Origin of the sequence: Streptomyces lydicus (genome assembly GCF_001729485.1) — a bacterium.
Lineage (GTDB): Bacteria > Actinomycetota > Actinomycetes > Streptomycetales > Streptomycetaceae > Streptomyces > Streptomyces lydicus_D.
The window spans coordinates 6648966-6675195 of record NZ_CP017157.1; the positions used below are offsets into that span (position 1 = coordinate 6648966).

Consider the following 26230-nt stretch of genomic DNA (forward strand, 5'->3'; position numbering starts at 1 on the left):
TCCGGGCACCACCCCAGGGAAGGCTCAACAGGGAGACCCCGGCCGGCCGTGTCATCCGCCAGCCGGGTGAAAGCGGACTGGAGCGCCCCTGCCCGCACCCGTCCCCCCTGCCGTAAAGCGGATACAAAGGACAAAACCCCGCAAAGCGTCACAAGCCAGGTGAGCTGATGATCGGTCGCATCCCTGTTCTGGACATCCGCCCGCAGATCGATTGCGGCCGCCGCCCGGCGAAGGCCGTGGTGGGCGAGACCTTCGAGGTCTCGGCCACCGTCTTCCGCGAAGGCCATGACGCGGTCGCGGCCAATGTGGTGCTGCGCAATCCCGCCGGCCGCTGCGGTCCGTGGACGCCGATGCAGGAGCGGGCGCCCGGCACCGACCGCTGGAGCTGCGAGGTCACCCCGGACGTCGAGGGACGCTGGACCTTCACCGTCGAGGCGTGGTCCGACCCGCTCGCGACCTGGCGCAAGCACGCCTCGGTCAAGATCCCGGCGGGCATCGACACCGAGCTGGTGCTCGCCGAGGGCGCCGCGCTGCACGAGCGGGCGGCCGCCGACGTCCCCAAGAGCGACGGCCGGGAGTCGGTGCTGGCCGCCCTGGACGCGCTGCGCGATCCGCAGCTGCCGGCCGCCACCCGTCTCGCCGCGGCGCTCTCCCCGCAGGTCATCGAGGCCCTCGACCGCCATCCGCTGCGCGAGCTGCTGACCGTCTCGCGCCCCATGCCGCTGGTCGTCGAGCGCCGCCGGGCCCTGTTCGGCTCGTGGTACGAACTCTTCCCGCGCTCCGAGGGCGCCGTCGTCACCGCACGGGGCACCGCCGTCAGCGGCACCCTGCGCACCGCCGCCGAGCGGCTGCCGGCCGTCGCCGCGATGGGCTTCGACGTGGTCTACCTCCCGCCCGTCCACCCCATCGGCACCGCCTTCCGCAAGGGCCCCAACAACGCCCTGTCGGCCGGCCCGGACGACGTCGGCTCCCCCTGGGCGATCGGCTCGGCGGCCGGCGGCCACGACGCCCTCCACCCCGACCTGGGCACCTTCGAGGACTTCGAGCACTTCGTGCGCACCGCCCGCGACCTGCGGATGGAGGTGGCCCTGGACTTCGCGCTGCAGTGTTCGCCCGACCACCCCTGGGTCACCCTGCACCCGCAGTGGTTCCACCACCGCGCGGACGGCTCGATCGCCTACGCCGAGAACCCGCCGAAGAAGTACCAGGACATCTACCCCCTCGCCTTCGACAGCGACTTCCGCGGGCTGGTCCGCGAGACCGAGCGGGTGCTGCGGTTCTGGATGGCCAAGGGCGTACGGATCTTCCGGGTGGACAACCCGCACACCAAGCCGGTGGCCTTCTGGGAGAAGGTGCTCGGCGACATCAACCGCACCGACCCCGACGTGCTCTTCCTCGCCGAGGCGTTCACCCGCCCGGCCATGCTGCACACCCTCGCCCAGATCGGCTTCCAGCAGTCGTACACGTACTTCACCTGGCGCAACACCAAGCAGGAACTGACCGACTACCTCACCGAGCTGTCCGGCGAGTCGGCCTCCTACCTGCGGCCCAACTTCTTCGTGAACACCCCGGACATCCTGCACGCCTACCTCCAGGAGGGCGGCCGGCCCGCCTTCGAGATCCGGGCCGTGCTGGCCGCCACCCTCGCCCCCACCTGGGGCGTCTACGCCGGATACGAGCTCTGCGAGTCGGCGCCGCTGCGCCCCGGCAGCGAGGAGTACCTCGACTCGGAGAAGTACCAACTCAGGCCGCGCGACTGGGATGCGGCGGCGAAGGAGGGGCGCACCCTCGCCCCCCTGATCACCACCCTCAACCGCATCCGGCGCCGGCACCCTGCCCTGCAGCAGCTGCGCAACCTGCATTTCCACCCGGTCGACAACGACGCCGTGCTCGCCTTCTCCAAGCGGGCGGGACACGGCGAGGGGGCCGACACGGTGCTCACGGTGGTCAACCTCGACCCGCACCACACCCACGAGGCGACGGTGTCGTTGGACATGCCGGAACTCGGCCTGGGCCGGCACGAGTCCTTCCCGGTGCGCGACGAGCTCACCGGCGATACCTACCACTGGGGCAGGGACAACTATGTGCGCCTGGAGCCGGGCAGCTCCCTCGCGCCCGCCCATGTGCTGTCGCTGCGACCGTCCTCACCGATCGGAGGGTCACCCAATTGATCGTCAATGAGCCTGTCCCCGACACGTTCGAGGACACCCCGGCGAAGGACCGCGATCCCGACTGGTTCAAACGGGCCGTCTTCTACGAAGTCCTGGTGCGGTCGTTCCAGGACAGCAACGGCGACGGCATCGGGGACCTCAAGGGCATCACGGCCAAGCTCGACTATCTGCAGTGGCTGGGGGTGGACTGTCTCTGGCTTCCGCCGTTCTTCAAATCGCCGCTGCGCGACGGCGGTTACGACGTGGCCGACTACACCGCGGTGCTCCCCGAGTTCGGCGATCTGGCGGACTTCGTGGAGTTCGTGGACGCCGCGCACCACCGCGGCATGCGGGTCATCATCGACATGGTGATGAACCACACCAGCGACCAGCACCCGTGGTTCCAGGAGTCGCGCACCGATCCCGAAGGGCCCTACGGCGACTACTACGTCTGGGCGGACGACGACAAGCAGTACGCCGACGCCCGGATCATCTTCGTCGACACCGAGGCGTCCAACTGGACCTTCGACCCGGTCCGCAAGCAGTACTACTGGCACCGCTTCTTCTCCCACCAGCCGGACCTCAACTACGAGAACCCGGCGGTCCAGGAGGAGATGATCTCCGCCCTGCGGTTCTGGCTCGACCTCGGCATCGACGGCTTCCGGCTGGACGCGGTGCCGTACCTCTACGCCGAGGAGGGCACCAACTGCGAGAACCTGCCCGCCTCGCACGCCTTCCTCAAGCGGGTCCGCGAGGAGGTCGACAAGCACTACCCGGACACCGTCCTGCTGGCCGAGGCCAACCAGTGGCCGGAGGACGTCGTCGACTACTTCGGCGACTACGCGGTCGGCGGCGACGAGTGCCACATGGCGTTCCACTTCCCGGTCATGCCGCGCATCTTCATGGCGGTGCGCCGCGAGTCCCGCTACCCCGTCTCGGAGATCCTCGCCAAGACCCCGGCGATCCCCTCCGGCTGCCAGTGGGGCATCTTCCTGCGCAACCACGACGAGCTGACCCTCGAAATGGTCACGGACGAAGAGCGGGACTATATGTACGCCGAGTACGCCAAGGACCCGCGGATGCGCGCCAACATCGGCATCCGCCGCCGGCTGGCCCCGCTGCTCGACAACGACCGCAACCAGATCGAGCTGTTCACGGCCCTGCTGCTGTCGCTGCCCGGCTCGCCGATCCTCTACTACGGCGACGAGATCGGCATGGGCGACAACATCTGGCTCGGCGACCGGGACGCGGTGCGCACCCCGATGCAGTGGACGCCGGACCGCAACGCCGGATTCTCCTCCTGCGACCCGGGGCGGCTCTTCCTGCCGACCATCATGGACCCGGTCTACGGCTACCAGGTCACCAACGTCGAGGCCGCGATGAGCTCGCCCTCGTCGCTGCTGCACTGGACCCGCCGCATGATCGAGATCCGCAAGCAGAACCCGGCCTTCGGCCTCGGCAGCTACACCGAGCTGTCGTCCACCAACCCGGCGGTGCTGGCCTTCCTGCGGGAGGCACCGGGCACCGACGGCGCGGACGACGACCTGGTGCTGTGCGTGCACAACTTCTCGCGGTTCGCCCAGCCGACGGAGCTGGACCTCCGGTCGTTCAGCGGCCGCCATCCGGTGGAACTCATCGGCGGCGTGCGCTTCCCGGCCATCGGGGAACTTCCGTACCTGCTGACCCTCGCGGGACACGGGTTCTACTGGTTCCGGCTGCGCAGGAACCCGGCGCCGACCGGCGGGAACACCGCGGGGAGACCCGCCTGACGCCGGTGCCCTGACCGGGCACGGGCGACCGGCACACCGCCCGTACGCGGCCCCGTGGCGCGTACGGGCGTTTTTTGACCTTTCGCTCGGGCAGCCTCCCTAGTACCGCACGGGCCGGGTGAGCCATCGTCGGTCCCCCGGCTCCGGAGAGGACCGCCACGCGGCGGAAGCGCACGCCGCGGACACCCCCGGTGCCATGCCCTTCGGGGGGACCCGCACCGCCTCCGTACGGGGGTACCGCCACCGCGCCACCGCACAGTGAAGGCCGCATTCCGGGACACTTTGCCCTACCTGTCGTGTGCCCGGGGAAAGGACGCGACGCCATGTCGGACACCGCCCCGACCCGTGCCACCCGCAACAGCCCTGACCGCCGACCGCTCGTCACCGCACCCGATCTGCTGTCCTCGCTGGTGCCCCTGCTCGCCGAATGGGTGCCACGCCAGCGCTGGTTCGCCGGCAAGGGCCGGCTGCTCACCGGCTTCACGCTGCTCTCGGCCACCGAGCTGCTGCCGTGCACCGGCGACGGCACCGCTCCGGGACTGCTCCAGTTGCTCGTACGGGCGCAGCAGAGCGCCCCGCCCAGCCGCACCCCGGCCGGCGGGGACTGCTACCAGCTCCTGCTGGGGGTGCATCCGGCCCCGGCACCGCAGCTGGCACCGGCGGTGATCGGCCGTCCGGGCGGCGGTCCGCTGCGCGGCCGTACGGTCTACGACGCGCTGCTGGACAACCGGCTGTGCGGGCTGCTGCTGGAACGGCTGCGGGTACCGGGGCGGCTCGGGGGCCTGCGCTTCTGCCGCGAGGCGGACGTGGACATCCCCTCCGGGCTGCCGGCCCGGCCGATCGCCGTCGAGCAGTCCAACTCCTCGATCGTCTACGGGGATTCGTTCATCCTGAAGGTCTTCCGGCGGATCGAACCGGGCGTCAACCCGGATCTGGAGCTGCCGCGGGCCCTGGCGGACGCCAAGTGCGCGCGGGTGCCGGCGCCCGCCGCGTGGTTCGAGTCGGCGACCGCCGACGAGAGCGGTGAGGCGACCACGCTGGGCGTGCTCCAGCCGTTCCTGGCGGGCTCGGCGGACGGCTGGCAGCTGGCGCTCAACGCGCTGGCGGTGCGCGCCGACTTCACCGGCTCGGCGCGCGCCCTCGGGCACGCCACCGCCGAGGTGCACACCGCGCTCGCCCAGACGCTGCCGACCACCGAGCTGCGCCGCCCGCAGCTGGACGTGATCGCCGCGCAGATGCACCAGCGGCTGGAGGCCACCGCCCGTGCGGTGCCCGTCCTCCAGCCCTACCGGGCGCGGCTGCGCACCGCCTTCGACGAGCTGGCCGCGGTGGGCCACGACGGCCGCAGCTGGGCCGCCCAGCGCATCCACGGTGATCTGCACCTGGGGCAGACCCTGCGCACCGCCGACGAGGGACGCTGGTCGCTGATCGACTTCGAGGGCGAACCGGCCCGCCCGCTGGCCGAGCGGCGACGGCCGCAGCCGGCGGTGCGGGACGTCGCGGCGATGCTGCGCTCCTTCGACTACGCCGCGCGCAGCGGGCCGGCCGGCGGGGACCCCTGGGCGCTGGAGTGGGCGCGGCGCACCCGCGACGCCTACTGCCTGGGATACGCCGAGGCCGGCGGGCTCGACCCGCGCTCCGCGCCCGAACTGATGCGCGCCTACGAGACCGACAAGGCCGTCTACGAGGTGCTCTACGAGGCCCGGCACCGGCCCGACTGGCTGGCCGTCCCGATGGCCGCCATCCGCCGGCTGGCGGCGGGCGGGGTACCGGCCGTGGGCGTGGACGGCTCCGGCCCGGCGCGCTCCCCCGGCTCCGACGGCCGGGGGTGAGCGGACCGGACGAGCCGCCGCAGCACCGCCACCGACCGACCGCCGCAGAGGACGCCGCCCCGAGGAGGCCCCGCCGTGACCGCCCGCCCCCCTTCCCGCCTCTCCCCTTCCGAGACCGCGCCACCCGCCTCCACCGGGCTGCCCCCCGCCGGCCGGGAGGCCGCCGCCACGACCCCGGGGTCCGGCGGCCGTGGGGTGCGCGCCGCCGCCCCGCTGTCCGACGAGGACCGCGGCCGGCTGCTCGGCGGTGCGCACCACGACCCGCACGGGCTGCTCGGCGCGCACCCCGTGCGCGGCGGGCTGCTGATCCGGGTGCTGCGGCCGCACGCCCGGAGCGTGACCGTCGTCGGCAAGGGCCTGCGCGCCGGACTGGTGCCGGAGGGTGACGGGCTGTTCGCCGGGGTGCTGCCGCTGCGCACCGTCCCGGAGTACGAGCTGCTGGTCGACTACGGCGACGGCCCGGTGACCGTACGCGACCCCTACCGCTTCCTGCCCGCGCTCGGCGAGCTGGACCTGCACCTGTTCGCCGAGGGGCGGCACGAGCAGCTGTGGCAGGCGCTCGGCGCCCGGACGATGGAGCACCAGGGCGTGACCGGCACCCGCTTCACGGTGTGGGCGCCCAACGCGCGGGGTGTCCGGGTGGTCGGCGACTTCAACTACTGGGACGGCACCGCGCACCCGATGCGGTCGCTCGGCTCCTCCGGCGTCTGGGAGCTGTTCCTGCCCGGCGTCGGCGAGGGCGAGCTGTACAAGTTCGAGATCACCCGGCCGGACGGGTCGAGGACGGTGCGCGCCGACCCGATGGCCCGGCGGACCGAGTGCCCGCCCGCCAACGCCTCGGTCGTGCACGAGTCGCACTACCGCTGGAAGGACGCCGACTGGATGGCCCGGCGCGGTGAGCGGCCGGTGCACGAGGCGCCGTTCTCGGTGTACGAGGTGCACCTGGCGTCCTGGCGCCCCGGCCTCACCTACCGCCAGCTCGCCGCCCAGCTCCCGGCCTACGTCAAGGACCTCGGCTTCACCCACGTCGAGTTCATGCCGGTCGCGGAGCACCCCTTCGGCGGCTCGTGGGGCTATCAGGTGACCGGTTTCTACGCGCCCACCGCCAGGATGGGCACGCCGGACGACTTCAAGTTCCTGATCGACGCGCTGCACCGGGCCGGTATCGGGGTGTTGATGGACTGGGTGCCGGCGCACTTCCCGCGCGACGACTGGGCGCTGGCGGAGTTCGACGGCCGCCCGCTGTACGAGCCGCAGGACCCGGCACGGGCCGCGCACCCGGACTGGGGAACCCTGGAGTTCGACTACGGCCGCACCGAGGTCCGCAACTTCCTGGTCGCCAACGCGGTGTACTGGTGCGAGGAGTTCCACATCGACGGGCTGCGGGTGGACGCCGTCGCCTCGATGCTCTATCTGGACTACTCGCGCGAGGACGGCGGCTGGACGCCGAACGTGCACGGCGGCCGGGAGAACCTCGACGCGGTGGCGTTCCTGCAGGAGATGAACGCGACGGTCTACCGGCGCTGTCCCGGGGTGGTGACCATCGCCGAGGAGTCCACGGCCTGGGACGGCGTCACCCGCGCCACGCACCACGTCGGGCCGGGCGGCTTCGGCGGGCTGGGCTTCGGGCTGAAGTGGAACATGGGCTGGATGCACGACTCGCTCGGCTACGTCTCCAAGGAGCCGGTGCACCGCAAGTACCACCACGGCGAGATGACCTTCTCGATGATCTACGCCTACTCCGAGAACTACGTGCTGCCGATCTCCCACGACGAGGTGGTGCACGGCAAGGGCGCGCTGGTGTCGAAGATGCCGGGCGACTGGTGGCAGCAGCGCGCCAACCACCGGGCCTACCTCGGCTTCATGTGGGCCCACCCGGGCAAGCAACTCCTCTTCATGGGGCAGGAGTTCGCCCAGGGCGCGGAGTGGGCGGAGAGCCACGGCCCGGACTGGTGGCTGCTGGACCCGTCCTACGACGCGGAGCCGGACCACCGCGGCGTACGGGATCTCGTCCGCGACCTCAACCGCCGCTACCTCGCCATTCCGGCCCTGTGGGAGCGCGACACCGACCCGGCCGGGTTCCGCTGGGTCGACGGCGACGCGAGCGAGGACAACGTCTTCTCCTTCCTGCGCTTCGCGGCCGACGGCTCCCCGCTGCTCTCGGTCACCAACTTCTCCCCGGTGGTACGCCACGCCTACCGGATCGGCGTGCCCGACGACGTCGCCGCCTGGCGGGAGGTCCTCAACACCGACGAGCCGCGCTACGGCGGCGGGGGCGTCGCCAACCCCGACCTCCTCAAGGCCGAGGCCACCCCGTGGAACGGGCGTACCGCCTCGCTCACCGCCGTCCTCCCGCCGCTGGCCACGCTCTGGCTCCGGCCCGCCTGACCCCCGCGCGGCACGGACCCGGCGGCCGGACATGCCGAAGGGGCGGGTGCCCGGTGGGCGCCCGCCCCTCCTCCCCTCCTCGCACGGCCCGGTTTCAGGCCCGGGCGGATTCCTTCGGCGCCCCGCCGTCGCGCGGTGCGGCGACCGCGCCGGCCACCGGTTCGTCCGCCGCGGCACCGTGCGCGGCACCGTGCGCGTCGACGGACAGCGTCTTCTCGTCGAACGGGATCCGGCCGGCGAGCACCTCGGCGGCCCGGGACGTGTCGATCTCCTTGGTCCAGGTGCCGATCAGGACGGTGGCCACCGCGTTGCCGGCGAAGTTGGTCAGGGCGCGCGCCTCGCTCATGAAGCGGTCGATGCCGACGATCAGGCCGACGCCGTCGACCAGTTCGGGGCGGTGCGACTGCAGACCGCCGGCGAGCGTGGCCAGGCCGGCGCCGGTGACGCCCGCCGCGCCCTTCGACGCGATGACCATGAAGACCAGCAGCGAGATCTGCTGACCGAGGGGCAGCGGCTTGCCCATCGCCTCGGCCACGAACAGCGAGGACATCGTCAGGTAGATGGCGGTGCCGTCGAGGTTGAAGCTGTAGCCGGTCGGCACGGTGATGCCGACCACCGGCTTGCTGACGCCGAGGTGCTCCATCTTCGCGATGAGCCGGGGCAGCGCAGACTCCGAGGAGGACGTGGAGAGGATCAGCAGGAACTCCCGGCCGAGGTACTTCAGCAGCTGGAAGATGTTGACCCCGGCGACCAGCCGGAGCAGCGTGCCGAGCACCACGATCACGAACAGCAGACAGGTGGTGTAGAAGCCGACCATGATGATCGCCAGCGACTTCAGCGCGTCCAGGCCGGTCTCGCCGACCACCGCCGCGATCGCGCCGAAGGCACCCACCGGCGCCACCCACATGATCATGGCCAGCACCCGGAAGACCAGCTTCTGGAGGTGCCCGACGCCGCGCAGCACCGGCTCGCCCGCCGAGCCCAGCGCCTGCAGGCCGAAGCCGACCAGCAGCGCCACCAGCAGCGTCTGCAGCACCTCACCCTGGGTGAAGGCGGAGACCAGGGTGGTGGGGATCATGCCGAGCAGGAACTCGGACAGCGACTCGCCGCCGCCCGACGTCTGCGCCTGCCCCGCGTGCCGCACGCTCTCGGTCAGGTGGAGACCGGAACCGGGGTCCAGCAGGTTGCCGACGACCAGGCCGATGGCCAGCGCCACGGTGGACATCACCATGAAGTAGCCGAGGGCCAGTCCGCCCACCGCGCCGACCTTGGCGGCCTTACGGACCGAGCCGACGCCCAGCACGATGGTGCAGAAGATGACGGGCGAGATCATCATCTTGATCAGGTTCACGAACCCGGTGCCGAGCGGCTTGAGCTCGACGGCCACCCCAGGGGCCGCGAAGCCCACGATGATGCCGAGCAGCACCGCCACGATGACGGCGATGTAGAGGAAATGGGTCCGGTCCCGCTTCCGGGGCGCGCTCTCCTCAGGGATGCCCTCACGCGGCGTTGTCTGTGCAGCCACGGCTGCCCTCCTCGGGTCTACGGTTGTGCGCTGATCTGCGGCTCTGCCACACAACAAGTCCCGGCGACTATGCACGCCGCTGTGGCGCTGGTCACCCTTGCGTACATTTCGTTCACGTAAAAGTGACCGGGCAGACTGTTCTGTATGCGACTCCCCCGCCCCCGCCGGCCTCGGTGGCCCGGCCGGCTGCGCGGCCCGCGCAGCCTCGCCGGCCAGCTCTTCGCCATGCAGGTGGTGCTGGTGGCGGCGGTCGTCGTGGGCTGCGCGGTCTTCGCGTACCTCAGCGCCGGCCGGCAGGCGGCGGAGACCGCCACCCGGCAGGCGACGGCGGTGGCCACCGCCGTCGCCGACTCCCCCGCCGTCGTCGCGGCGGTCCGCGGCAAGGACCCCACGGCCGTGCTCCAGCCGTACGCCGAGCGGCTGCGCCACGACGCGCACGTCGATTTCGTGGTGGTGATGACGCCGGGCGGGATCCGCTGGACGCACCCGGAGCCGTCCGCGATCGGCAGGAAGTACCTCGGGCACATCGGCCCCGCGCTGCACGGCAAGGTCTTCCCGGAGACCCACATGGGGGTGCTCGGCCCGTCCGTGCGCGTCGTCGCCCCGGTCCACGACCCGCGGCAGGGCGGCCGGATCACCGCGCTGGTCAGCGCCGGGATCACCATCGAGACCATCAGCGAGCAGCTGCGTGACCAGGTCCTGGCACTGGTCGGGGTGGCCGCGGCGGCGCTGGTGCTCGGCGGGGCGGGCACCTACGTCGTCAACGCCCGGCTGCGGCGGCACACCCACGGGATGAACGCCCGGGAACTCAGCCGGATGCACGACTACCACCAGGCCGCGCTGCACGCCGTACGCGAGGGACTGCTGATGCTGGACGGGGAGCGCAGGGTGGCCCTGATCAACGACGGCGGGCGGGAGCTGCTGGGGCTGTCCGGCGACGCGGTGGGCCTGCGGGTCACCGAGCTGGGGCTGCCGGAGGCGCTCACCGAGGCGCTGCTGGCGGCCGGCCCGCGCGTCGACGAACTGCATCTGACCGGCGAGCGGGTGCTGGTCGTCAACTCCGCCCCGGTCTCCGGCGGCGAGCGGCGCGGCAGCGTGGTCACCCTCCGCGACCACACCGAACTCCAGGCGCTGTCGGGCGAGTTGGACTCGGTGCGGGGGTTCGCCGAGGCGCTGCGCTCGCAGGCGCACGAGGCCGCCAACCGGCTGCACGCGGTCGTCTCGCTGATCGAGCTGGGGCGGGCCGAGGAGGCCGTGGAGTTCGCCACCGCCGAGCTGGAGCTGGCGCAGGCGCTGACCGACCAGGTCGTCGGCGCGGTCGCCGAGCCGGTGCTCGCGGCGCTGCTGCTGGGCAAGGCCGCCCAGGCCAACGAACGCGGCGTCGAGCTGGTCCTGACGCCCGACAGCCGGATCGATGACGGGCTGCTGCCGCCCGGGCTGCCGGCCCGCGACCTGGTGACGGTGCTGGGCAATCTGCTCGACAACGCCATCGAGGCCGCGGCCCCCGGCCCGGGGCACCTCCCCCCGGAGCCGCCCCGGGTGCGGGTCACCGCGCGGGCGGCCGGCGGCGAGCTGCTGCTGCGGGTGGCGGACAACGGCCCGGGGGTGGCCGCGGACGCCGCCGAGGAGATCTTCCGGCGCGGCTGGACCACCAAGCAGTCCACCACCGGCCACGGCCACGGGCTGGGCCTGGCCCTCGTCCAGCAGGCCGTACGGCGCAACGGCGGCACCGTCGCGCTGGACCCGGCACCGGAGGGCGGCGCGTGTTTCACGGTACGGCTGCCGCTGCGGAGCGAGGCTGCGGCATGAGAGAGCGGAGCGAGCGAATCATGGAAAGGTGCGAGCCGAGCGAATGCGAGGCCGAGCGGAGCGAGGCTTCGGCATGAGAGAGTCCCGCCCTGAGTGCCCGGCCGCGAGAGGAGGTGCCCGGTGAGCACCTCCGGTATCCGGGTCCTGGTCGTCGAGGACGACCCGGTGGCCGCCGCCGCGCACGCCCTGTACGTGGGGCGGGTGCCCGGCTTCAGCGTGTCCGGCACCGTGCACTCCATGACCGACGCCCGCCGCCACCTCGACCAGCACCCCGTCGACCTGCTGCTGCTCGACCTCTACCTGCCCGACGGGCACGGCCTGCAGCTGGTGCGCACCCTGCGCGCGGCCGGCCACACCGCCGACATCATCGCGGTCACCTCGGCCCGCGACCTGACGATGGTGCGCGAGGGCGTCTCGCTCGGGGTGGTGCAGTACGTGCTGAAGCCGTTCACCTTCGCCACGCTGCGCGACCGGCTCACCCGGTACGCCGAGTTCCGCGCCACCACCGGGGAGGCCAGCGGGCAGGACGAGGTGGACCGGGCGATCGCCGCGCTGCGCGCACCGCGTCCGGCCGCGCTGCCCAAAGGGCTGACCGCGGCGACCCTGCGGGCGGTGACCGATGTGCTGCGGGCCGCCGGGCACGGGCTGACCGCGACCGAGGCCGCCGCCGACGTGGGCATCTCCCGGATCACCGCCCGCCGCTATCTCGAACACCTCGTGGAGAGCGGCCGGGCCGCCCGGGCCCCGCAGTACGGCCAGGTCGGCCGGCCCGAACTGCGCTACCGGTGGTCGGGCCATTGACCCGGTGTGATCGGTGACTTACTTTCAGCGGACAGTACGCCGTGGCTAGTTGACCGTGGTAAGTCGCTGGAGGTCGTGCCGTGCGCCCCACCGCTCCGCTGATCCTGCTCGCCGTCGCCGTCGTGGCGGCCGGTACGCTCACCGCCTGCGGCAGCGGGTCCGGCGACGACCGGAACACCGTCAAGGTCGCCTTCATCAAGGACACCAACGCCAAGGTCACCGTCCGGGACGACTACATCCGGCTGGTGGCCAGGGAGTTCGAGAAGGACAACCCCGGCAAGAAGGTCCGGCTGATCCCGATCCAGGCGTCGGAGAACGACTACTACACCAAGATCCAGCAGATGATGCGCTCCCCCAGGACGGCGCCGGACCTGGTCTACGAGGACACCTTCCTGGTCAACTCCGACATCAAGGCCGGGCTGTTGCGGCCGCTGGACGCGCACGTGAACGCCTGGGACGACTGGCGGCAGTTCGAACCGGCCGCGAAGGCCGCGGCCCGCGGGCAGGACGGGAAGACGTACGGCGTCCCGGACGGGACGGACACCCGCGGGCTGTGGTTCAACAAGAAGATCTTCCGGAAGGCCGGGCTGCCCGCGACATGGCGGCCGAAGACCTGGGACGAGGTGCTGGACGCGGCCCGGACCGTCAAGCGCAGGGTGCCCGGCGTCATCCCGCTGAACGTCTTCACCGGCAAGGGCGCGGGCGAGGCCGCCGTCATGCAGGGCTTCGAGATGCTGCTGTACGGCACCGGCGAGAACCAGCTCTACGACCCGGCGAGCAGGAAGTGGGTCACCGGCACCAAGGGCTTCAAGGACAGCCTGGGCTTCCTCGACACGGTCTACAAGGAGAAGCTCGGGCCCGACGTCTCCGACGCGCTCAGCCCCAACATCCAGACCAATGTGGCCGCCGAGCTGCTCCCCGAGGAGAAGCTCGCGATCGACCTCGACGGCTCCTGGCTCGGTCAGCAGTGGCAGAAGACGGGCGGCGGCAACCCCTGGCCCGCCTGGTCGACGACGCTCGGCCAGACCCCGTTCCCGACCCAGCACGGCCGGCCACCGGGCCGGGTCAGCCTGGCCGGCGGCTGGACGTGGTCGGTGCCGCAGGAGTCCCAACAGCCCGACCTGGCATGGAAGTTGATCCAGACCTTCCAGTCGAGGAAGAACGCCCTGGAGTGGTGCGTACGGGGCGCGCAGATAGCCGTCCGCAAGGACGTGGCGGCCGATCCGCGCTATCTGAGGTCCGTCCCCGGCATCGGCTTCTTCACCTCACTGGTCAAGATCAGCCAGTACCGTCCCGCGCTGCCGGAGTACCCGAAGGTCGCCGCGGCGATCGGGGAGGCGATGGAGGCGGTCACCGCCGGCGACGCCTCCCCGGAGAAGGCGGCCAAGGACTACGACGCGGCGCTGGCGACCGCCGTGGACGGCAGGACGGTCGCCAAGCCATGACGGCCGGCGCCGCCGGCAAGGCCCCGGCGCTCCCCCGGGCAGCGCGCCGCGCCCCGCTGCGCACGCGTCTGCTGCGCTGGTCCCCGCTCGCCCCCGCCACCGTCCTGCTGCTGCTCTTCCTCGCCGGCCCGATCGGCTACTGCGTCTTCATCGCCTTCACCGACACCCAGCTGACCGGCCAGGCGTCGGCGTCCTTCGTCGGGCTGGCCAACTTCCGCCGCGCCTTCGGCGACCCGGCGTTCCGCAACGCGGTGGTGCTGACCCTGGTCTTCACCGTGCTCTCCTCGATCCTCGGGCAGAACACCCTGGGCCTGGCGCTGGCCGGTCTGATGCGGCGCGCCTCGCGGCCCGTACGGTCGCTGACCGGCGCGATGGTGATCACCGCCTGGGTGCTCCCGGAGATCGTCGCGGGCTTCCTGCTGTACACCTTCTTCGAGCGGCGCGGCACCCTCAACGCGGTGCTGGACTGGCTCCATCTGCCCACCCAGAACTGGCTGTTCACGCTGCCCGTCATGGCCGTGTCGTTCGCCAACGTCTGGCGCGGGACCGCGTTCTCGATGCTGATCTACTCCGCGGCGCTCTCCGCGATCCCCCCGGAGGTGACCGAGTCGGCCGAGGTGGACGGCGCGGGCGGGCTGCGGCGGCTGTGGCACATCACGCTGCCGATGATCCGCCGTTCCATCGGCACCAATCTGATGCTCAACACCCTCCAGACGCTCTCCGTCTTCGGGCTGATCTGGGCGATGACGCGCGGCGGCCCCGGCAACCGCAGCCAGACGCTGCCGGTGTTCATGTACGACCAGGCGTTCCTGAAGTCGCTGATCGGCTACGGCACCGCGGTGGCGCTGCTGTTGCTGCTGGTGGGCGCGGTGTTCTCGGTGGTCTATCTGCGCCTGATGCGCGAGGAGGTCTGACCGTGCCGCTGCCCCGCCACCGGCCCCCGGCGCTCCGGCGCGCTCCGCGCAGGGGGCTCCGCCGGCGCCTGGCCGCCGACGCCGGACTGCTGCTCGTCGCGGCGGCGTTCGCGACCCCGCTGGTGTGGCTGGTGCTGTCGTCGCTGGACGCCGGGGCGACGCTGCGGGTGCGGCTGCCGAAGACACCGACGCTGACGAACTTCTCGGCGGTGCTGACCGACGAGATCACCTTCACGCCGATGCTCAACAGCCTGCTGATCTGCGGCGGCGCCACCGCCCTGACCGTCGTCTGCGCCGCGCTGGCCGCCTATCCGCTGTCCCGCTTCCGCTCGCGGTTCGCCCGGCCGTACCTGCTGACGATCCTGTTCTCGACCTGTCTGCCGGTCACCGCCGTGATGGTCCCGGTCTACGGGCTCTTCGTGCAGGTCAACCTGATCGACACCCGGTACGGCACCGCGCTGTTCCTGGCCGCCGCCCAACTTCCGTTCGCCATCTGGCTGATGAAGAACTTCATGGACGGGGTGCCCCGGGCGCTGGAGGAGGCGGCGTGGACGGACGGGGCCTCCTGGCCGCAGACGCTGCTGCGGGTGATCCTTCCGCTGATGGGCCCGGGCGTCGGGGTCGTCGCCATCTACACGTTCATCATGATGTGGGGCAATTTCTTCGTGCCCTTCATGCTGTTGCTCTCCCCGGAGCAACTTCCCGCTTCGGTGAGCATTTTCAATTTCTTCGGCAATTACGGGGCCATCGCCTTCGGTGAACTCGCGGCATTCTCGATCCTGTACTCGACACCGGTCGTCCTGCTCTATGTCCTGATCTCCCGGCGGCTGGGCGGGGGATTCGCGCTGGGCGGCGCGGTGAAGGGTTAGGGAACGTCCACGGGAGCAGTTTTCACCGGTCAGCGGCCACTTGACGCAAAAACGCCGCACCGTGGCCGAGGAAAACCGGCCGGCTAGTAGCTTCCTACGACTTCCATCCTTGGGTATCCGCACGATAGGTGCGAAGCCACCTCGTCACCTACCGTGTGCCGGTGAACACGCAAGCCGGAGAGCCGCGCAGGCCCCCTTTCGACGCCGAGGCCGCCCGCCGCTTGCGGGAGGCTCTCGGAATGACCCCCGCCCATGTCGCGTACGGAATATGGGCGGCCTACGGAATTCGTATCCAGCCGGCCACGGTGGCGTCCTGGGAATCGGGCGAGAGCGCCCCGACGGAGGCCGAACTGACCGCGCTGGCCGGCGCCCTGTGGTGTGCGCCCGGCGATCTGCTCGGCGCACCGGGCACCCTGCGCGAGTACCGCCTGGCACTCGGCCTCGCCCCCGACGCGCTCGCCCTGACCATCGGCATGGACCTGGCCGCGTACGAGCGGCTGGAGGCCGGCGGGAAGTGGAGCGGCAACGACCGGCAGGCCGCGGCGCTCGCCGGGGCGCTGAAGCTGCCGCTGCCCGCGCTGCTGCGCTTCACCGGCCGGGACGGCAAGCTGACCGAGCTGCTGACCAGCGCCGCCACCACCCGCTGGCAGGCGTACGTCCGGCCGGTCGGCAAGCTCGTACCGCTGCCCAAGGAGCGGATCCAGCAGGTGCTCCAGGAGTTGCACACCGACTACCAGGCGGCCATGACGGCTACGCTCAACTGGGGCGGCGGGGACGGCACCGAGGAGTCCGGCCGGGCGGGGCGGGCCTTTCTCGACGGCGTCCTGGCGGAGTTCTGGGCCCGGCTCGGCGCCTAGGGGGTGTCGTTTGGATCATGGCCGGCCCGCGGCTGCTCCGGGAGATCCCGTCGGCCGCAGGTGGGAGCCGGGTCCGTCCAGAGGATGACACCGCCGGCACCGATGGCACTTCCGGCCGGTGCCGCTTTCGGTCCCTGCGGCTGAGGACCGGGCTGACCTGCACATTCGAGAATGGGGACGTCGATTCTTCCGTTCCCTCTCCAGGAGTCCCCGTGTCCCACGCGGCCGCCGTCCCGGGCTTTCCCGGCTCTTCCACCTCCCCCCGCGCCGCCACCGCCGTCGCCGCCCGCGCGACGGATCTGAGCAAGGTCTACGGCCAGGGGGAGACCCGGGTCGTCGCGCTGGACTCCGTCTCGGTCGAGTTCGGCAAGGCCCGGTTCACCGCGATCATGGGCCCGTCCGGCTCCGGCAAGTCCACGCTGATGCACTGCCTGGCCGGGCTGGACACGATCTCCGGCGGCTCGGCGCGGATCGGCGACACCGAACTCGCCTCGCTCAACGACAAGCAGCTGACCCGGCTGCGCCGGGACAAGATCGGCTTCATCTTCCAGGCGTTCAACCTGCTGCCGACGCTCACCGCGCTGGAGAACATCACGCTGCCGATGGACATCGCGGGCCGCCGGCCCGACCGCGAGTGGCTGGACAGGGTGATCCAGACCGTCGGCCTGTCCGGGCGGCTCAAGCACCGGCCCAGCCAGCTCTCCGGCGGCCAGCAGCAGCGCGTGGCGGTGGCCCGCGCGCTGGCCGCCCAGCCGGAGATCATCTTCGCCGACGAGCCGACCGGCAACCTCGACTCCCGCTCCGGCGCCGAGGTGCTGGGCTTCCTGCGCGAGTCGGTACGCGCCATGAACCAGACCATCGTCATGGTCACCCACGACCCGGTCGCCGCCGCCCACGCGGACCGGGTGGTCTTCCTCGCCGACGGCCGCATCGTCGAGGAGCTCTACGAACCGACCGCCGACGCCGTCCTGGACCGGATGCGGCTGTTCGACGCCAAGCACCGTACGAGCTGACGCCCGCCGCCGACCTCCACCTCAGGACTCCACCACCATGTTCCGTACCGCGCTGCGCAACGTCCTCGCGCACAAAGCCCGTCTGATGATGACCGCCCTCGCGGTCCTCCTCGGCGTCGCCTTCGTCTCCGGCACCCTCGTCTTCAGCGACACCGTCGGCGAGGCCGTCAAGAAAGCCTCGGCCAAGAGCTTCCGGGACGTGGCCGTCTCCGTGCAGGCGACGTCCGACGGGCCGCCCCAGGAAGAGAACGGCCACCGCACCACCGCCCTCAACGACAAGCTGGCGGACCGGGTCCGCGCGCTGCCCGGCGTGGCCGCCGTCCACGCCAACGTCAGCGGACGGGCCACCATCGCCGACAAGGACAACCAGCCGATCGGCAACGACTGGCAGAACGTGGCCACCAACTACCAGCCGGGCGCGGGTGGCAAGGACAGCCGTTACCCGCTCGTCCGGGGCCGCGGCCCAGCCTCGGCCGGCGAGATGGCGCTGGACGAGGGCGCGGCCGCGAAGGCCGGCCTGAAGGTCGGTGACAGCGTGCGCTTCGCCACCGACGGACCGGCCCTGCACAAGACGCTCGTCGGCATCGTCCACTCCGAGGACCCTCAGGTCACCGCGGGCGGCAGCCTGGCGCTGTTCGACACCGCCACCGCCCAGAAGCTGTTCGTGCACCCCGGCCAGTACGACGAACTGGTGGTGACCGCCAAGCCCGGCACCGACGAGAAGGCGCTGACCGCCGCGGTCGAGAAGCTGCTGCCGAAGGACCGCGCGACGGCGACCAGCGGCAGCAAGCTCGCCGCCGAGCAGGCCAAGATGGTCGAGATGAGCAACCAGGCGCTGAGCAAGACGCTGCTGGTGTTCGCCGGCATCGCCCTGTTCGTCGGCATCTTCATCATCGCCAACACCTTCACCATGCTGATCTCCCAGCGCAGCCGTGAGATCGCCCTGATGCGGGCGATCGGCGCCTCCCGCCGCCAGGTGGTGCGCTCGGTGCTGGCCGAGGCGGCCCTGCTCGGCCTGGTCTCCTCCGTCGTCGGCTTCGCGCTGGGCACCGGCATCGCGGTCACCATGCGCGCGGTGCTCGACGCCAACGGCGCGGGCTTCCCCGACGGCCCGCTGGTGATCACGCCGGCCGCCGTGCTGTCCGCCCTTGCCGTCGGTGTGCTGGTGACCGTGCTGTCCGCCTGGCTGCCGTCCCGCAAGGCCGCGAAGATCGCCCCGGTCGAGGCACTGAACACGGTGGACGCGGCGCCCGCGCTGCGCGGCCTGGTCCTGCGCAACACCATCGGCGCGGTGGTCACCGCCGTCGGCGTCGCGATCATGCTGTATGTCTCCACCCTCAAGACCGCCGAGGAGAGCGGCCTGATGACCGCCATGGCGGGCTCCGCGCTGACCCTGACCGGCGTCATCATCCTCGCTCCGCTGCTGTCGCGGCCGCTGGTCGGCCTGGCCGGCAAGGTCACCACCCGGCTCTTCGGCATCAGCGGCAAGCTGGCCAAGGAGAACGCGCTGCGCAACCCGCGCCGGACCGCCGCCACCGCCTCCGCCCTGATGATCGGCCTCACCCTGATCACCGGCATGACGGTCGCCGGCCTGTCGGCGCAGCGGGCCTCGGACGAGATGTCCGCCCAGGGCCTGACCGCCGACTACCAGGTCAGCACGGCCAACTTCCGCGGCCTGGACCCCGAGCTGACGAAGAAGGCCGCGCACCTGCCCGGCGTCTCGGCGGCGGTGCCCATCCGCTCGGCCGCCTTCGAGACCAACGGCGGCTACGGCTCGCTCACCGGCACCGACCTCGCCGACATCGGCAAGGTCGCCGACCTCACCTTCCGCAGCGGATCGCTGGCGGCCGTGCACGACGGCGGCATCGCGGTCTCCCGCTCCAGGGCCGAGAAGCTGGGCTGGAAGACGGGCGAGACCCACGAGCTCGGCTTCTTCACCGGCACGGAGAAGAAGGAGATGGCCCGGATCAAGGTCGCCGGCGTCTACGAGGACAACGCCACCGTCGGCGACATGTTCGGCGCCACCACGCTCGTCGACCCGCATGCGGGCAAGCCCCTCAAGGACGAGAAGGTCCTGGTCAAAACCGCGAACGGGACCAGCGACGGGCTGGAGAAGGAGATCCGCAAGGCGCTCGGCGACAGCCCGCTGCTGAAGGTGCAGGACAAGGACGACCTGCGCAAGGAGAACGCGGGCCAGATCGACACCGTCCTGAACATGATGTACGGACTGCTCGGCATGGCCGTGATCATCGCGGTGGTCGGTGTGGTCAACACCCTGGCCATGTCGGTCTTCGAACGCACCCGTGAGATCGGGATGCTGCGCGCGATCGGGCTGGCCCGCACCGGCATCAAGCAGATGGTGCGCCTCGAATCGGTGGTCATCTCGCTGTTCGGCGCGGTGCTCGGCATCGGCGTGGGCATCTTCCTGGCCTGGGCCGGCGGCAAGATGACGGCCACCTCGTTGCCGACGTACGAGATGCTCCTGCCGTGGGACCGGCTCGGCATCTTCCTGGCGATCGCCCTGGTCGTCGGTGTCCTCGCCGCCGCCTGGCCGGCCCGCCGGGCGGCCCGCCTGAACATGCTGGAGGCCATCGGCGCCCAGTGACCGGGGCGCACGCGACGGCGGCGGGCCTTCCCCTCGAAGGGGAAGGCCCGCCGCCGTCGTGGTCCGGGGGTGTCAGAAGACCGACTCGGCCTCGTCCATCCGCCAGGTGGGCACGGTCTTGAGCTCGGTGACCGCCTCGGCCAGCGGCACCATCGTGATGTCGGTGCCGCGCAGCGCGGTCATCCTGCCGTACTCGCCGCGGTGCGCGGCCTCGACGGCGTGCCAGCCGAAGCGGGTGGCGAGCACCCGGTCGTAGGCGGTGGGGGTGCCGCCGCGCTGGACGTGGCCGAGGATGACCGGGCGGGCCTCCTTGCCGAGGCGCTGCTCCAGTTCGTGGGCGAGCGCGTTGCCGATGCCGGAGAACCGCTCGTGGCCGTACTGGTCGATGGCGCCCTTCTTGTAGTCCATGGTGCCGGGGGCCGGGTGGGCGCCCTCGGCGACACAGACCACGGCGAACTTCTTGCCCCGGGCGAACCGCTCCTCGACCATCTTGACCAGGTCGTTCACATCGAAGCCGCGCTCCGGCAGGCAGATGCCGTGCGCACCGCCGGCCATCCCGGACTCCAGCGCGATCCAGCCCGCGTGCCGGCCCATGACCTCGACGACCATCACGCGCTGGTGCGACTCCGCGGTGGTCTTGAGGCGGTCGATCGCCTCGGTCGCCACGCCGACGGCGGTGTCGAAGCCGAAGGTGCGGTCGGTCGAGGAGATGTCGTTGTCGATGGTCTTGGGGACGCCGACGACCGGCAGCCCGGCGTCCGACAGCATCCGCGCGGCGGTGAGGGTGCCCTCGCCGCCGATCGGGATCAGCACGTCGATGCCGTAGTCCTTGGAGTGGTCCTTGGCGTTCTCGCACGCCTCCTGCAGCCGGGCGCGCTCCAGCCGGGACGAGCCGAGGATGGTGCCGCCGCGGGCGAGGATGCCGCTGACGGCTTCCAGGTCGAGTTTGCGGAAGCGGCCCTCCAGCAGTCCCTTGAAGCCGTCCTCGAAGCCGATGACCTCGTCGCCGTGGCCGGTGAGGGCGCGATGGACAACAGACCGGATCACAGCATTCAGGCCGGGGCAGTCGCCGCCTGCGGTGAGGACTCCGATACGCATCGTGCTGTGTCTCCTGTGCTCGCTGTTGGTTCCTGAGCCGGTCCGATTGTTTCACGGCCCGACGGGCACCGGCCTCAGAGAGGGACCTCCCCCCTACTGTCCTCACCCGTACTCCGCCGGGGAAACTGGGAGAGCGGCTTATCCACACGCGCAGGTATTGTCAAGAGGACACGCCAACGATAACGGCTGATTTTGACCTTGTGGCCAACGGAATGGATCGGAGAGCCCGCGTGACGCGCAGCGTGTACGTGACCGGTATCGACCGCGGCGACGGACGTCAGGTCGTGGAACTGGGAGTCATGGAGCTCCTGACCCGCCACGTCGACCGGGTGGGGGTCTTCCGCCCGCTGGTCCACGACGGGCCGGACCGCCTCTTCGAACTGCTGCGGGCCCGCTACCGCCTCACCCAGCCCGCGGAGACCGTCTACGGCATCAGCTACGACGAGGCCGCCGCCCTCCAGGCCGAACGCGGCACCGACGAGCTGGTCTCCCGGCTCGTCGACCGCTTCCACGCCGTCGCCAGGGACTACGAGTACGTCCTGATCCTGGGCTCGGACTACGCCGACACCAGCCTGCCGGCCGAGCTGAACCTCAACGCCCGGATCGCCAACGAGTGCGGCGCCTCGGTGATCGCCGTCGTCGGCGGCCAGGGCCAGGAGGCCGAGTCGGTGCGCGCCGAGGCCCGCAACGCCTACCGCGCCTACACCTCGCTGGGCTGCGACGTGGTCGCCATGGTCGTCAACCGGGTGGCCCCCGAACACCGCACGGCGGTCGTCGAGCGGCTCGCCGCCCGCCTGCCGGTGCCCTGCTACGCACTGCCCGAGGACGGCTCGCTCTCCGCGCCGACCGTCGGCCAGATCGTGCACGCCCTCGGCGCCCAGGTGCTGCTGGGCGACGACTCCGGGCTCGCCAGGGACGCCCGCGACTTCGTCTTCGGCGGGGCGATGCTGCCGACCTTCCTCAAGGCGCTCACCCCCGGCTGCCTCGTGGTGACCCCCGGGGACCGCGCCGACCTGGTCGTCGGCTCGCTCGCCGCGCACAGCGCCGGCGCCCCGCCGATCGCCGGGGTGCTGCTCACCCTCGACGAGCGGCCCGGCCCCGACATCATGGCGCTGGCCGGCCGGCTCGCCCCGGGCACGCCGGTGATCTCCGTACCGGGCGGGTCCTTCCCGACCGCCGCCGAGCTGTTCGCGATCGAGGGCAAGCTGAACGCCGCCTCGCCGCGCAAGGCGGAGACCGCGCTCGGCCTCTTCGAGCGCCACGTGGACACCGTGGAGCTGACCGACCGCATCTCGGTGGCCCGCTCCGGCCGGGTCACGCCGATGATGTTCGAGCACGAGCTGATCGAGCGCTCCCGCTCCGGCCGCCGCCGGGTCGTCCTGCCCGAGGGCAACGAGGAGCGGGTGCTGCGCGCCGCCGACGTCCTGCTGCGCCGCGACGTCTGCGACCTGACCCTGCTGGGCGAGGAGGAGGCGATCCGCAAGCGCGCCGCCGACCTGGCCATCGACCTGGCGGACGCCCAGATCATCGACCCGCAGACCTCCGAGCTGCGCGAGCGGTTCGCCGAGCTGTACGCCGCGCTGCGCGCGCACAAGGGCGTCAGCTACGAGCTGGCCTACGACGTGGTCGCCGACGTCTCCTACTTCGGCACGCTGATGGTCGAGGAGGGCCTGGCCGACGGCATGGTCTCCGGCGCCGTGCACTCCACGGCGGCCACCATCCGGCCCGCCTTCGAGGTCATCAAGACCAAGCCGAACGCGCAGATCGTGTCCTCGGTCTTCTTCATGTGCCTGGCCGACCGGGTGCTGGTCTACGGCGACTGCGCGGTCAACCCGGACCCGGACGCCGAGCAGCTGGCCGACATCGCCATCCAGTCCGCCACCACCGCGGCCCAGTTCGGCGTCGAGCCCCGGATCGCGATGCTGTCGTACTCCACCGGCACCTCCGGCTCCGGCGCGGACGTCGACAAGGTCCGCAAGGCCACCGAGCTGGTCCGCGAGCTGCGCCCCGACCTGCTGGTGGAAGGGCCGATCCAGTACGACGCGGCGGTCGACGACGCGGTCGCGCAGACCAAGCTGCCCGGCTCCGACGTGGCCGGCAAGGCCACCGTGCTGATCTTCCCGGACCTCAACACCGGCAACAACACCTACAAGGCCGTGCAGCGCTCGGCGGGCGCGGTCGCCGTCGGACCGGTCCTCCAGGGCCTGCGCAAGCCGGTCAACGACCTCTCGCGCGGCGCTTTGGTCCAGGACATCGTCAACACCGTCGCGATCACCGCCATCCAGGCGCAGGGCGCCCGCCCCGGCGCCGGAGCCACCGACTGACCCGGGCCGTGCCCGCCCCCGTCCCCACCCCACCGGAAAGCGCTACATGACTGCCACCGCCACCCGCGTCCTCGTCCTCAACTCCGGCTCCTCGTCGGTGAAGTACCAGCTGCTCGACATGGCCGACGGCCGCCGGCTCGCCGTCGGGCTCGTCGAGCGCATCGGCGAGGAGAACTCGCGCCTGGTCCACACCCCGCTGGCCACCGGCGGCGAGAAGCGCGAGACCGAGGGCGCGATCGCCGACCACGAGACCGCGCTGAAGGCGGTCGCCGCCGAGCTGTCCGCCGACGGCCTGGGCCTGGACTCCCCCCAGCTGGCCGCGATCGGGCACCGGGTGGTGCACGGCGGACTGAGGTTCACCGAACCGACCGTGATCGACGACGCGGTGCTCAAGGAGATCGAGCGGCTGGTGCCGGTCGCCCCGCTGCACAACCCGGCGAACATCACCGGCATCAGGACCGCCCAGGCGCTCCGCCCCGACCTGCCGCAGATCGCGGTCTTCGACACCGCCTTCCACTCCACGATGCCGGAGTACGCGGCCCGCTACGCCATCGACGTGGAGACCGCCGACGCGCACCGCGTCCGCCGCTACGGCTTCCACGGCACCTCGCACGCGTACGTCTCCCGCCGGACCGCGGCGCTGCTCGGCCAGGACCCCGCCGAGGTCAACGTCATCGTGCTGCACCTGGGCAACGGCGCCTCCGCCTCGGCGGTGGCCGGCGGCCGCTGCGTGGACACCTCGATGGGCCTGACGCCGCTGGAGGGCCTGGTCATGGGCACCCGCTCGGGCGACATCGACCCGGCGGTCACCTTCCACCTCAAGCGGGTGGCGGGGATGTCGGCGGACGAGATCGACGAGCTGCTCAACAAGAAGAGCGGGCTGCTCGGGCTGTGCGGCGACAACGACATGCGGGAGATCCGGCGCCGGATCGACGAGGGCGACGAGCGGGCCGCGCTCGCCTTCGACATCTACATCCACCGGCTGAAGAAGTACATCGGCGCCTACTACGCGGTGCTCGGCCGGGTCGACGCGGTGGTCTTCACCGCGGGCGTCGGCGAGAACGCCGCCCCGGTGCGCGAGGCGGCCGTCGCGGGACTGGAGGAGCTGGGCCTGGCGGTGGACGCCGGACTCAACGCCGTACGGTCCGACGAGCCGCGGCTGATCTCGCCGGAGTACGCCCGGGTCGCGGTCGCCGTGGTGCCGACGGACGAGGAACTGGAGATCGCTCAGCAGACATACGCCCTGGTCAGCGCGTAGGCCCTGGGGCTTCCACCAGCTGGAATATTCCGCTCGTAAACAAACCGATAGGATTCCGCTCATGCGCCGTTCCAAAATCGTCTGCACCCTGGGCCCCGCCGTCGACTCCTACGAGCAGCTGAAGACGCTGATCGAAGCCGGTATGAACGTGGCCCGATTCAACATGAGCCACGGGACCCAGCCGGAGCACGAGGAGCGGTACCACCGCCTCCGCAAAGCCTGCGAGGAGACCGGCCGCGCCGTCGGCGTGCTGGCCGACCTCCAGGGCCCCAAGATCCGCCTCGCGACGTTCGCCGACGGTCCGGTGGAGCTGGTGCGCGGCGACGAGTTCGTCATCACCACCGAGGACGTGCCCGGTGACCGGACCATCTGCGGCACGACCTACAAGGGCCTGCCCGGCGACGTCTCCAAGGGCGACCCGGTCCTGATCAACGACGGCAACGTCGCGCTCCAGGTCGTCGAGGTCGAGGGCTCGCGGGTGCGCACCATCGTCATCGAGGGCGGGGTCATCTCCGACCACAAGGGCATCAACCTGCCCGGTGCCGCGGTGAACGTCCCCGCGCTGTCCGAGAAGGACATCGAGGACCTCAAGTTCGCCCTGCGGATGGGCTGCGACATGGTGGCGCTGTCCTTCGTCCGGGACGCCAAGGACGTCCAGGACGTGCACCGCGTGATGGACGAGGTGGGCCGGCGGGTCCCGGTCATCGCCAAGGTGGAGAAGCCGCAGGCGGTGGCCAACATGGAGGAGGTCGTCATGGCCTTCGACGCGGTCATGGTGGCCCGTGGTGACCTGGCGGTGGAGTATCCGCTGGAGAAGGTCCCGATGGTGCAGAAGCGGCTCATCGAGCTGTGCCGGCGCAACGCCAAGCCGGTGATCGTCGCGACCCAGATGATGGAGTCGATGATCACCAACTCCCGGCCGACCCGCGCCGAGGCGTCCGACGTCGCCAACGCCATCCTCGACGGTGCGGACGCGGTGATGCTCTCCGCGGAGTCCTCGGTCGGCCAGTACCCGATCGAGACCGTCAAGACGATGTCGAAGATCGTCGAGGCGGCCGAGGAGGAGCTGCTCTCCAAGGGCCTGCAGCCGCTGGTGCCGGGCAAGAAGCCGCGGACGCAGGGCGGCGCGGTGGCCCGCGCGGCGTGCGAGATGGCCGACTTCCTCGACGGCAAGGCGCTGGTGGCGTTCACCAAGTCCGGTGACACCGCCCGCCGCCTCTCCCGCTACCGCGCGGCCCAGCCGATCCTGGCCTTCACCACCGACACGACCACCCGCAACCAGCTCACCCTGAGCTGGGGCGTGGACAGCTTCGTGGTGCAGCACGTCGACAACACCGACGCGATGGTCGACCTGGTGGACGCCGAGCTGCTCAAGCTCAAGCGCTACAGCAAGGGCGACACCATGCTCATCACGGCCGGTTCGCCCCCCGGCGTCCCCGGCACCACCAACATGGTCCGGGTGCACCACCTGGGCGGCGAGCGCGCCTGACGCACCCGCACAGCAGAACGGCGGTGGGTCGCCCCTCCTGGAGGGGCGGCCCACCGCCGTTTTCTGCGGCTCCCGGAAAAGCTC

Annotated in this window: 17 protein-coding genes; 15 read left to right on the forward strand and 2 right to left on the reverse strand. The window is 71.4% G+C overall.

The features are described 5' to 3' along the window. Nucleotides 1–167: 167 nt before the first annotated feature. The 4 genes from SL103_RS28740 (at nt 168) to glgB (ending at nt 8139) form a co-directional block, all read left to right on the forward strand. The gene (locus SL103_RS28740; RefSeq protein WP_069571878.1) at nt 168–2171 is read left to right on the forward strand and encodes an alpha-1,4-glucan--maltose-1-phosphate maltosyltransferase; all 2004 of its coding nucleotides are present in this window, start codon (nt 168–170) and stop codon (nt 2169–2171) included. Further along, nucleotides 2168–3919 (forward strand): maltose alpha-D-glucosyltransferase, encoded by a 1752-nt coding sequence (treS, locus tag SL103_RS28745; protein WP_069571881.1) that lies wholly within the window; start codon nt 2168–2170, stop codon nt 3917–3919. Before SL103_RS28740 ends, treS begins: the two co-directional genes overlap by 4 nt. A gap of 323 nt (nt 3920–4242) precedes the next feature. After that, entirely contained in the window at nt 4243–5751 is a 1509-nt protein-coding gene (locus SL103_RS28750) for a maltokinase N-terminal cap-like domain-containing protein (protein ID WP_069571883.1), read from the forward strand. A 195-nt stretch (nt 5752–5946) separates the two neighbouring features. Then, on the forward strand, nt 5947–8139 hold the full coding sequence (glgB, locus tag SL103_RS28755; RefSeq protein ID WP_208870065.1) for a 1,4-alpha-glucan branching enzyme: 2193 nt from the start codon (nt 5947–5949) through the stop codon (nt 8137–8139). A 94-nt stretch (nt 8140–8233) separates the two neighbouring features. Here glgB and SL103_RS28760 read toward each other — a convergent pair whose 3' ends face one another. Next, a complete protein-coding gene (locus tag SL103_RS28760) occupies nt 8234–9664 on the reverse strand; it encodes a cation:dicarboxylate symporter family transporter (protein WP_069571885.1) in 1431 nt (476 codons plus the stop codon). Nucleotides 9665–9808: 144 nt separating this feature from the next. On the opposite strand from SL103_RS28760, the gene SL103_RS28765 reads away from it, so the two are divergent. From SL103_RS28765 to SL103_RS28800, 8 genes are all read left to right on the forward strand, one after another. Then, on the forward strand, nt 9809–11473 hold the full coding sequence (locus tag SL103_RS28765; RefSeq protein WP_079146035.1) for a sensor histidine kinase: 1665 nt from the start codon (nt 9809–9811) through the stop codon (nt 11471–11473). A 120-nt stretch (nt 11474–11593) separates the two neighbouring features. Beyond that, nucleotides 11594–12274 carry a response regulator gene (locus SL103_RS28770; RefSeq protein WP_069571887.1) on the forward strand — a complete coding sequence of 227 codons (681 nt, stop codon included), beginning with the start codon at nt 11594–11596 and terminating at the stop codon, nt 12272–12274. Between the two features lie 80 nt (nt 12275–12354). Beyond that, the gene (locus SL103_RS28775; RefSeq protein ID WP_069571889.1) at nt 12355–13719 is read left to right on the forward strand and encodes an extracellular solute-binding protein; all 1365 of its coding nucleotides are present in this window, start codon (nt 12355–12357) and stop codon (nt 13717–13719) included. Beyond that, complete coding sequence (locus tag SL103_RS28780) at nt 13716–14633, forward strand: carbohydrate ABC transporter permease (RefSeq protein WP_244304072.1); 918 nt, start codon at nt 13716–13718, stop codon at nt 14631–14633. The genes SL103_RS28775 and SL103_RS28780 overlap by 4 nt, the downstream gene beginning before the upstream one ends. A gap of 2 nt (nt 14634–14635) precedes the next feature. Next, nucleotides 14636–15502 carry a carbohydrate ABC transporter permease gene (locus SL103_RS28785; RefSeq protein WP_069571891.1) on the forward strand — a complete coding sequence of 289 codons (867 nt, stop codon included), beginning with the start codon at nt 14636–14638 and terminating at the stop codon, nt 15500–15502. Nucleotides 15503–15657: 155 nt separating this feature from the next. After that, nucleotides 15658–16359, forward strand: a complete 702-nt coding sequence (locus SL103_RS28790) for a helix-turn-helix domain-containing protein (RefSeq protein ID WP_069574214.1) — start codon at nt 15658–15660, stop codon at nt 16357–16359. A 212-nt stretch (nt 16360–16571) separates the two neighbouring features. Continuing rightward, nucleotides 16572–17372 (forward strand): ABC transporter ATP-binding protein, encoded by an 801-nt coding sequence (locus SL103_RS28795; protein ID WP_069571893.1) that lies wholly within the window; start codon nt 16572–16574, stop codon nt 17370–17372. A gap of 37 nt (nt 17373–17409) precedes the next feature. Beyond that, nucleotides 17410–19977: an ABC transporter permease gene (locus SL103_RS28800; RefSeq protein WP_069571895.1), complete on the forward strand. Its 2568-nt coding sequence runs from the start codon at nt 17410–17412 to the stop codon at nt 19975–19977. A gap of 72 nt (nt 19978–20049) precedes the next feature. On the opposite strand, the gene SL103_RS28805 is transcribed toward SL103_RS28800, so the two are convergent. Next, on the reverse strand, nt 20050–21075 hold the full coding sequence (locus SL103_RS28805) for an ATP-dependent 6-phosphofructokinase (RefSeq protein ID WP_069571897.1): 1026 nt from the start codon (nt 21073–21075) through the stop codon (nt 20050–20052). Between the two features lie 230 nt (nt 21076–21305). Here SL103_RS28805 and pta point away from each other — a divergent pair, with 230 nt between their 5' ends. From pta to pyk, 3 genes are all read left to right on the forward strand, one after another. Then, entirely contained in the window at nt 21306–23399 is a 2094-nt protein-coding gene (pta, locus tag SL103_RS28810) for a phosphate acetyltransferase (protein WP_069571899.1), read from the forward strand. Nucleotides 23400–23445: 46 nt separating this feature from the next. Continuing rightward, nucleotides 23446–24657 carry an acetate kinase gene (locus SL103_RS28815; RefSeq protein WP_069571901.1) on the forward strand — a complete coding sequence of 404 codons (1212 nt, stop codon included), beginning with the start codon at nt 23446–23448 and terminating at the stop codon, nt 24655–24657. Between the two features lie 61 nt (nt 24658–24718). Continuing rightward, nucleotides 24719–26146: a pyruvate kinase gene (pyk, locus tag SL103_RS28820; RefSeq protein WP_069571902.1), complete on the forward strand. Its 1428-nt coding sequence runs from the start codon at nt 24719–24721 to the stop codon at nt 26144–26146. Nucleotides 26147–26230 lie beyond the last annotated feature (84 nt).

Excerpts from the sequence above, each read along its gene's own strand:
- SL103_RS28740 (WP_069571878.1), top strand. The coding sequence starts at position 168 with ATGATCGGTCGCATCCCTGTTCTGGACATCCGCCCGCAGATCGATTGC.
- SL103_RS28750 (WP_069571883.1), top strand. The coding sequence starts at position 4,243 with ATGTCGGACACCGCCCCGACCCGTGCCACCCGCAACAGCCCTGACCGC.
- SL103_RS28765 (WP_079146035.1), top strand. The coding sequence starts at position 9,809 with ATGCGACTCCCCCGCCCCCGCCGGCCTCGGTGGCCCGGCCGGCTGCGC.
- SL103_RS28780 (WP_244304072.1), top strand. The coding sequence starts at position 13,716 with ATGACGGCCGGCGCCGCCGGCAAGGCCCCGGCGCTCCCCCGGGCAGCG.
- SL103_RS28800 (WP_069571895.1), top strand. The coding sequence starts at position 17,410 with ATGTTCCGTACCGCGCTGCGCAACGTCCTCGCGCACAAAGCCCGTCTG.
- SL103_RS28805 (WP_069571897.1), bottom strand. The coding sequence starts at position 21,075 with ATGCGTATCGGAGTCCTCACCGCAGGCGGCGACTGCCCCGGCCTGAAT.
- SL103_RS28815 (WP_069571901.1), top strand. The coding sequence starts at position 23,446 with ATGACTGCCACCGCCACCCGCGTCCTCGTCCTCAACTCCGGCTCCTCG.
- pyk (WP_069571902.1), top strand. The coding sequence starts at position 24,719 with ATGCGCCGTTCCAAAATCGTCTGCACCCTGGGCCCCGCCGTCGACTCC.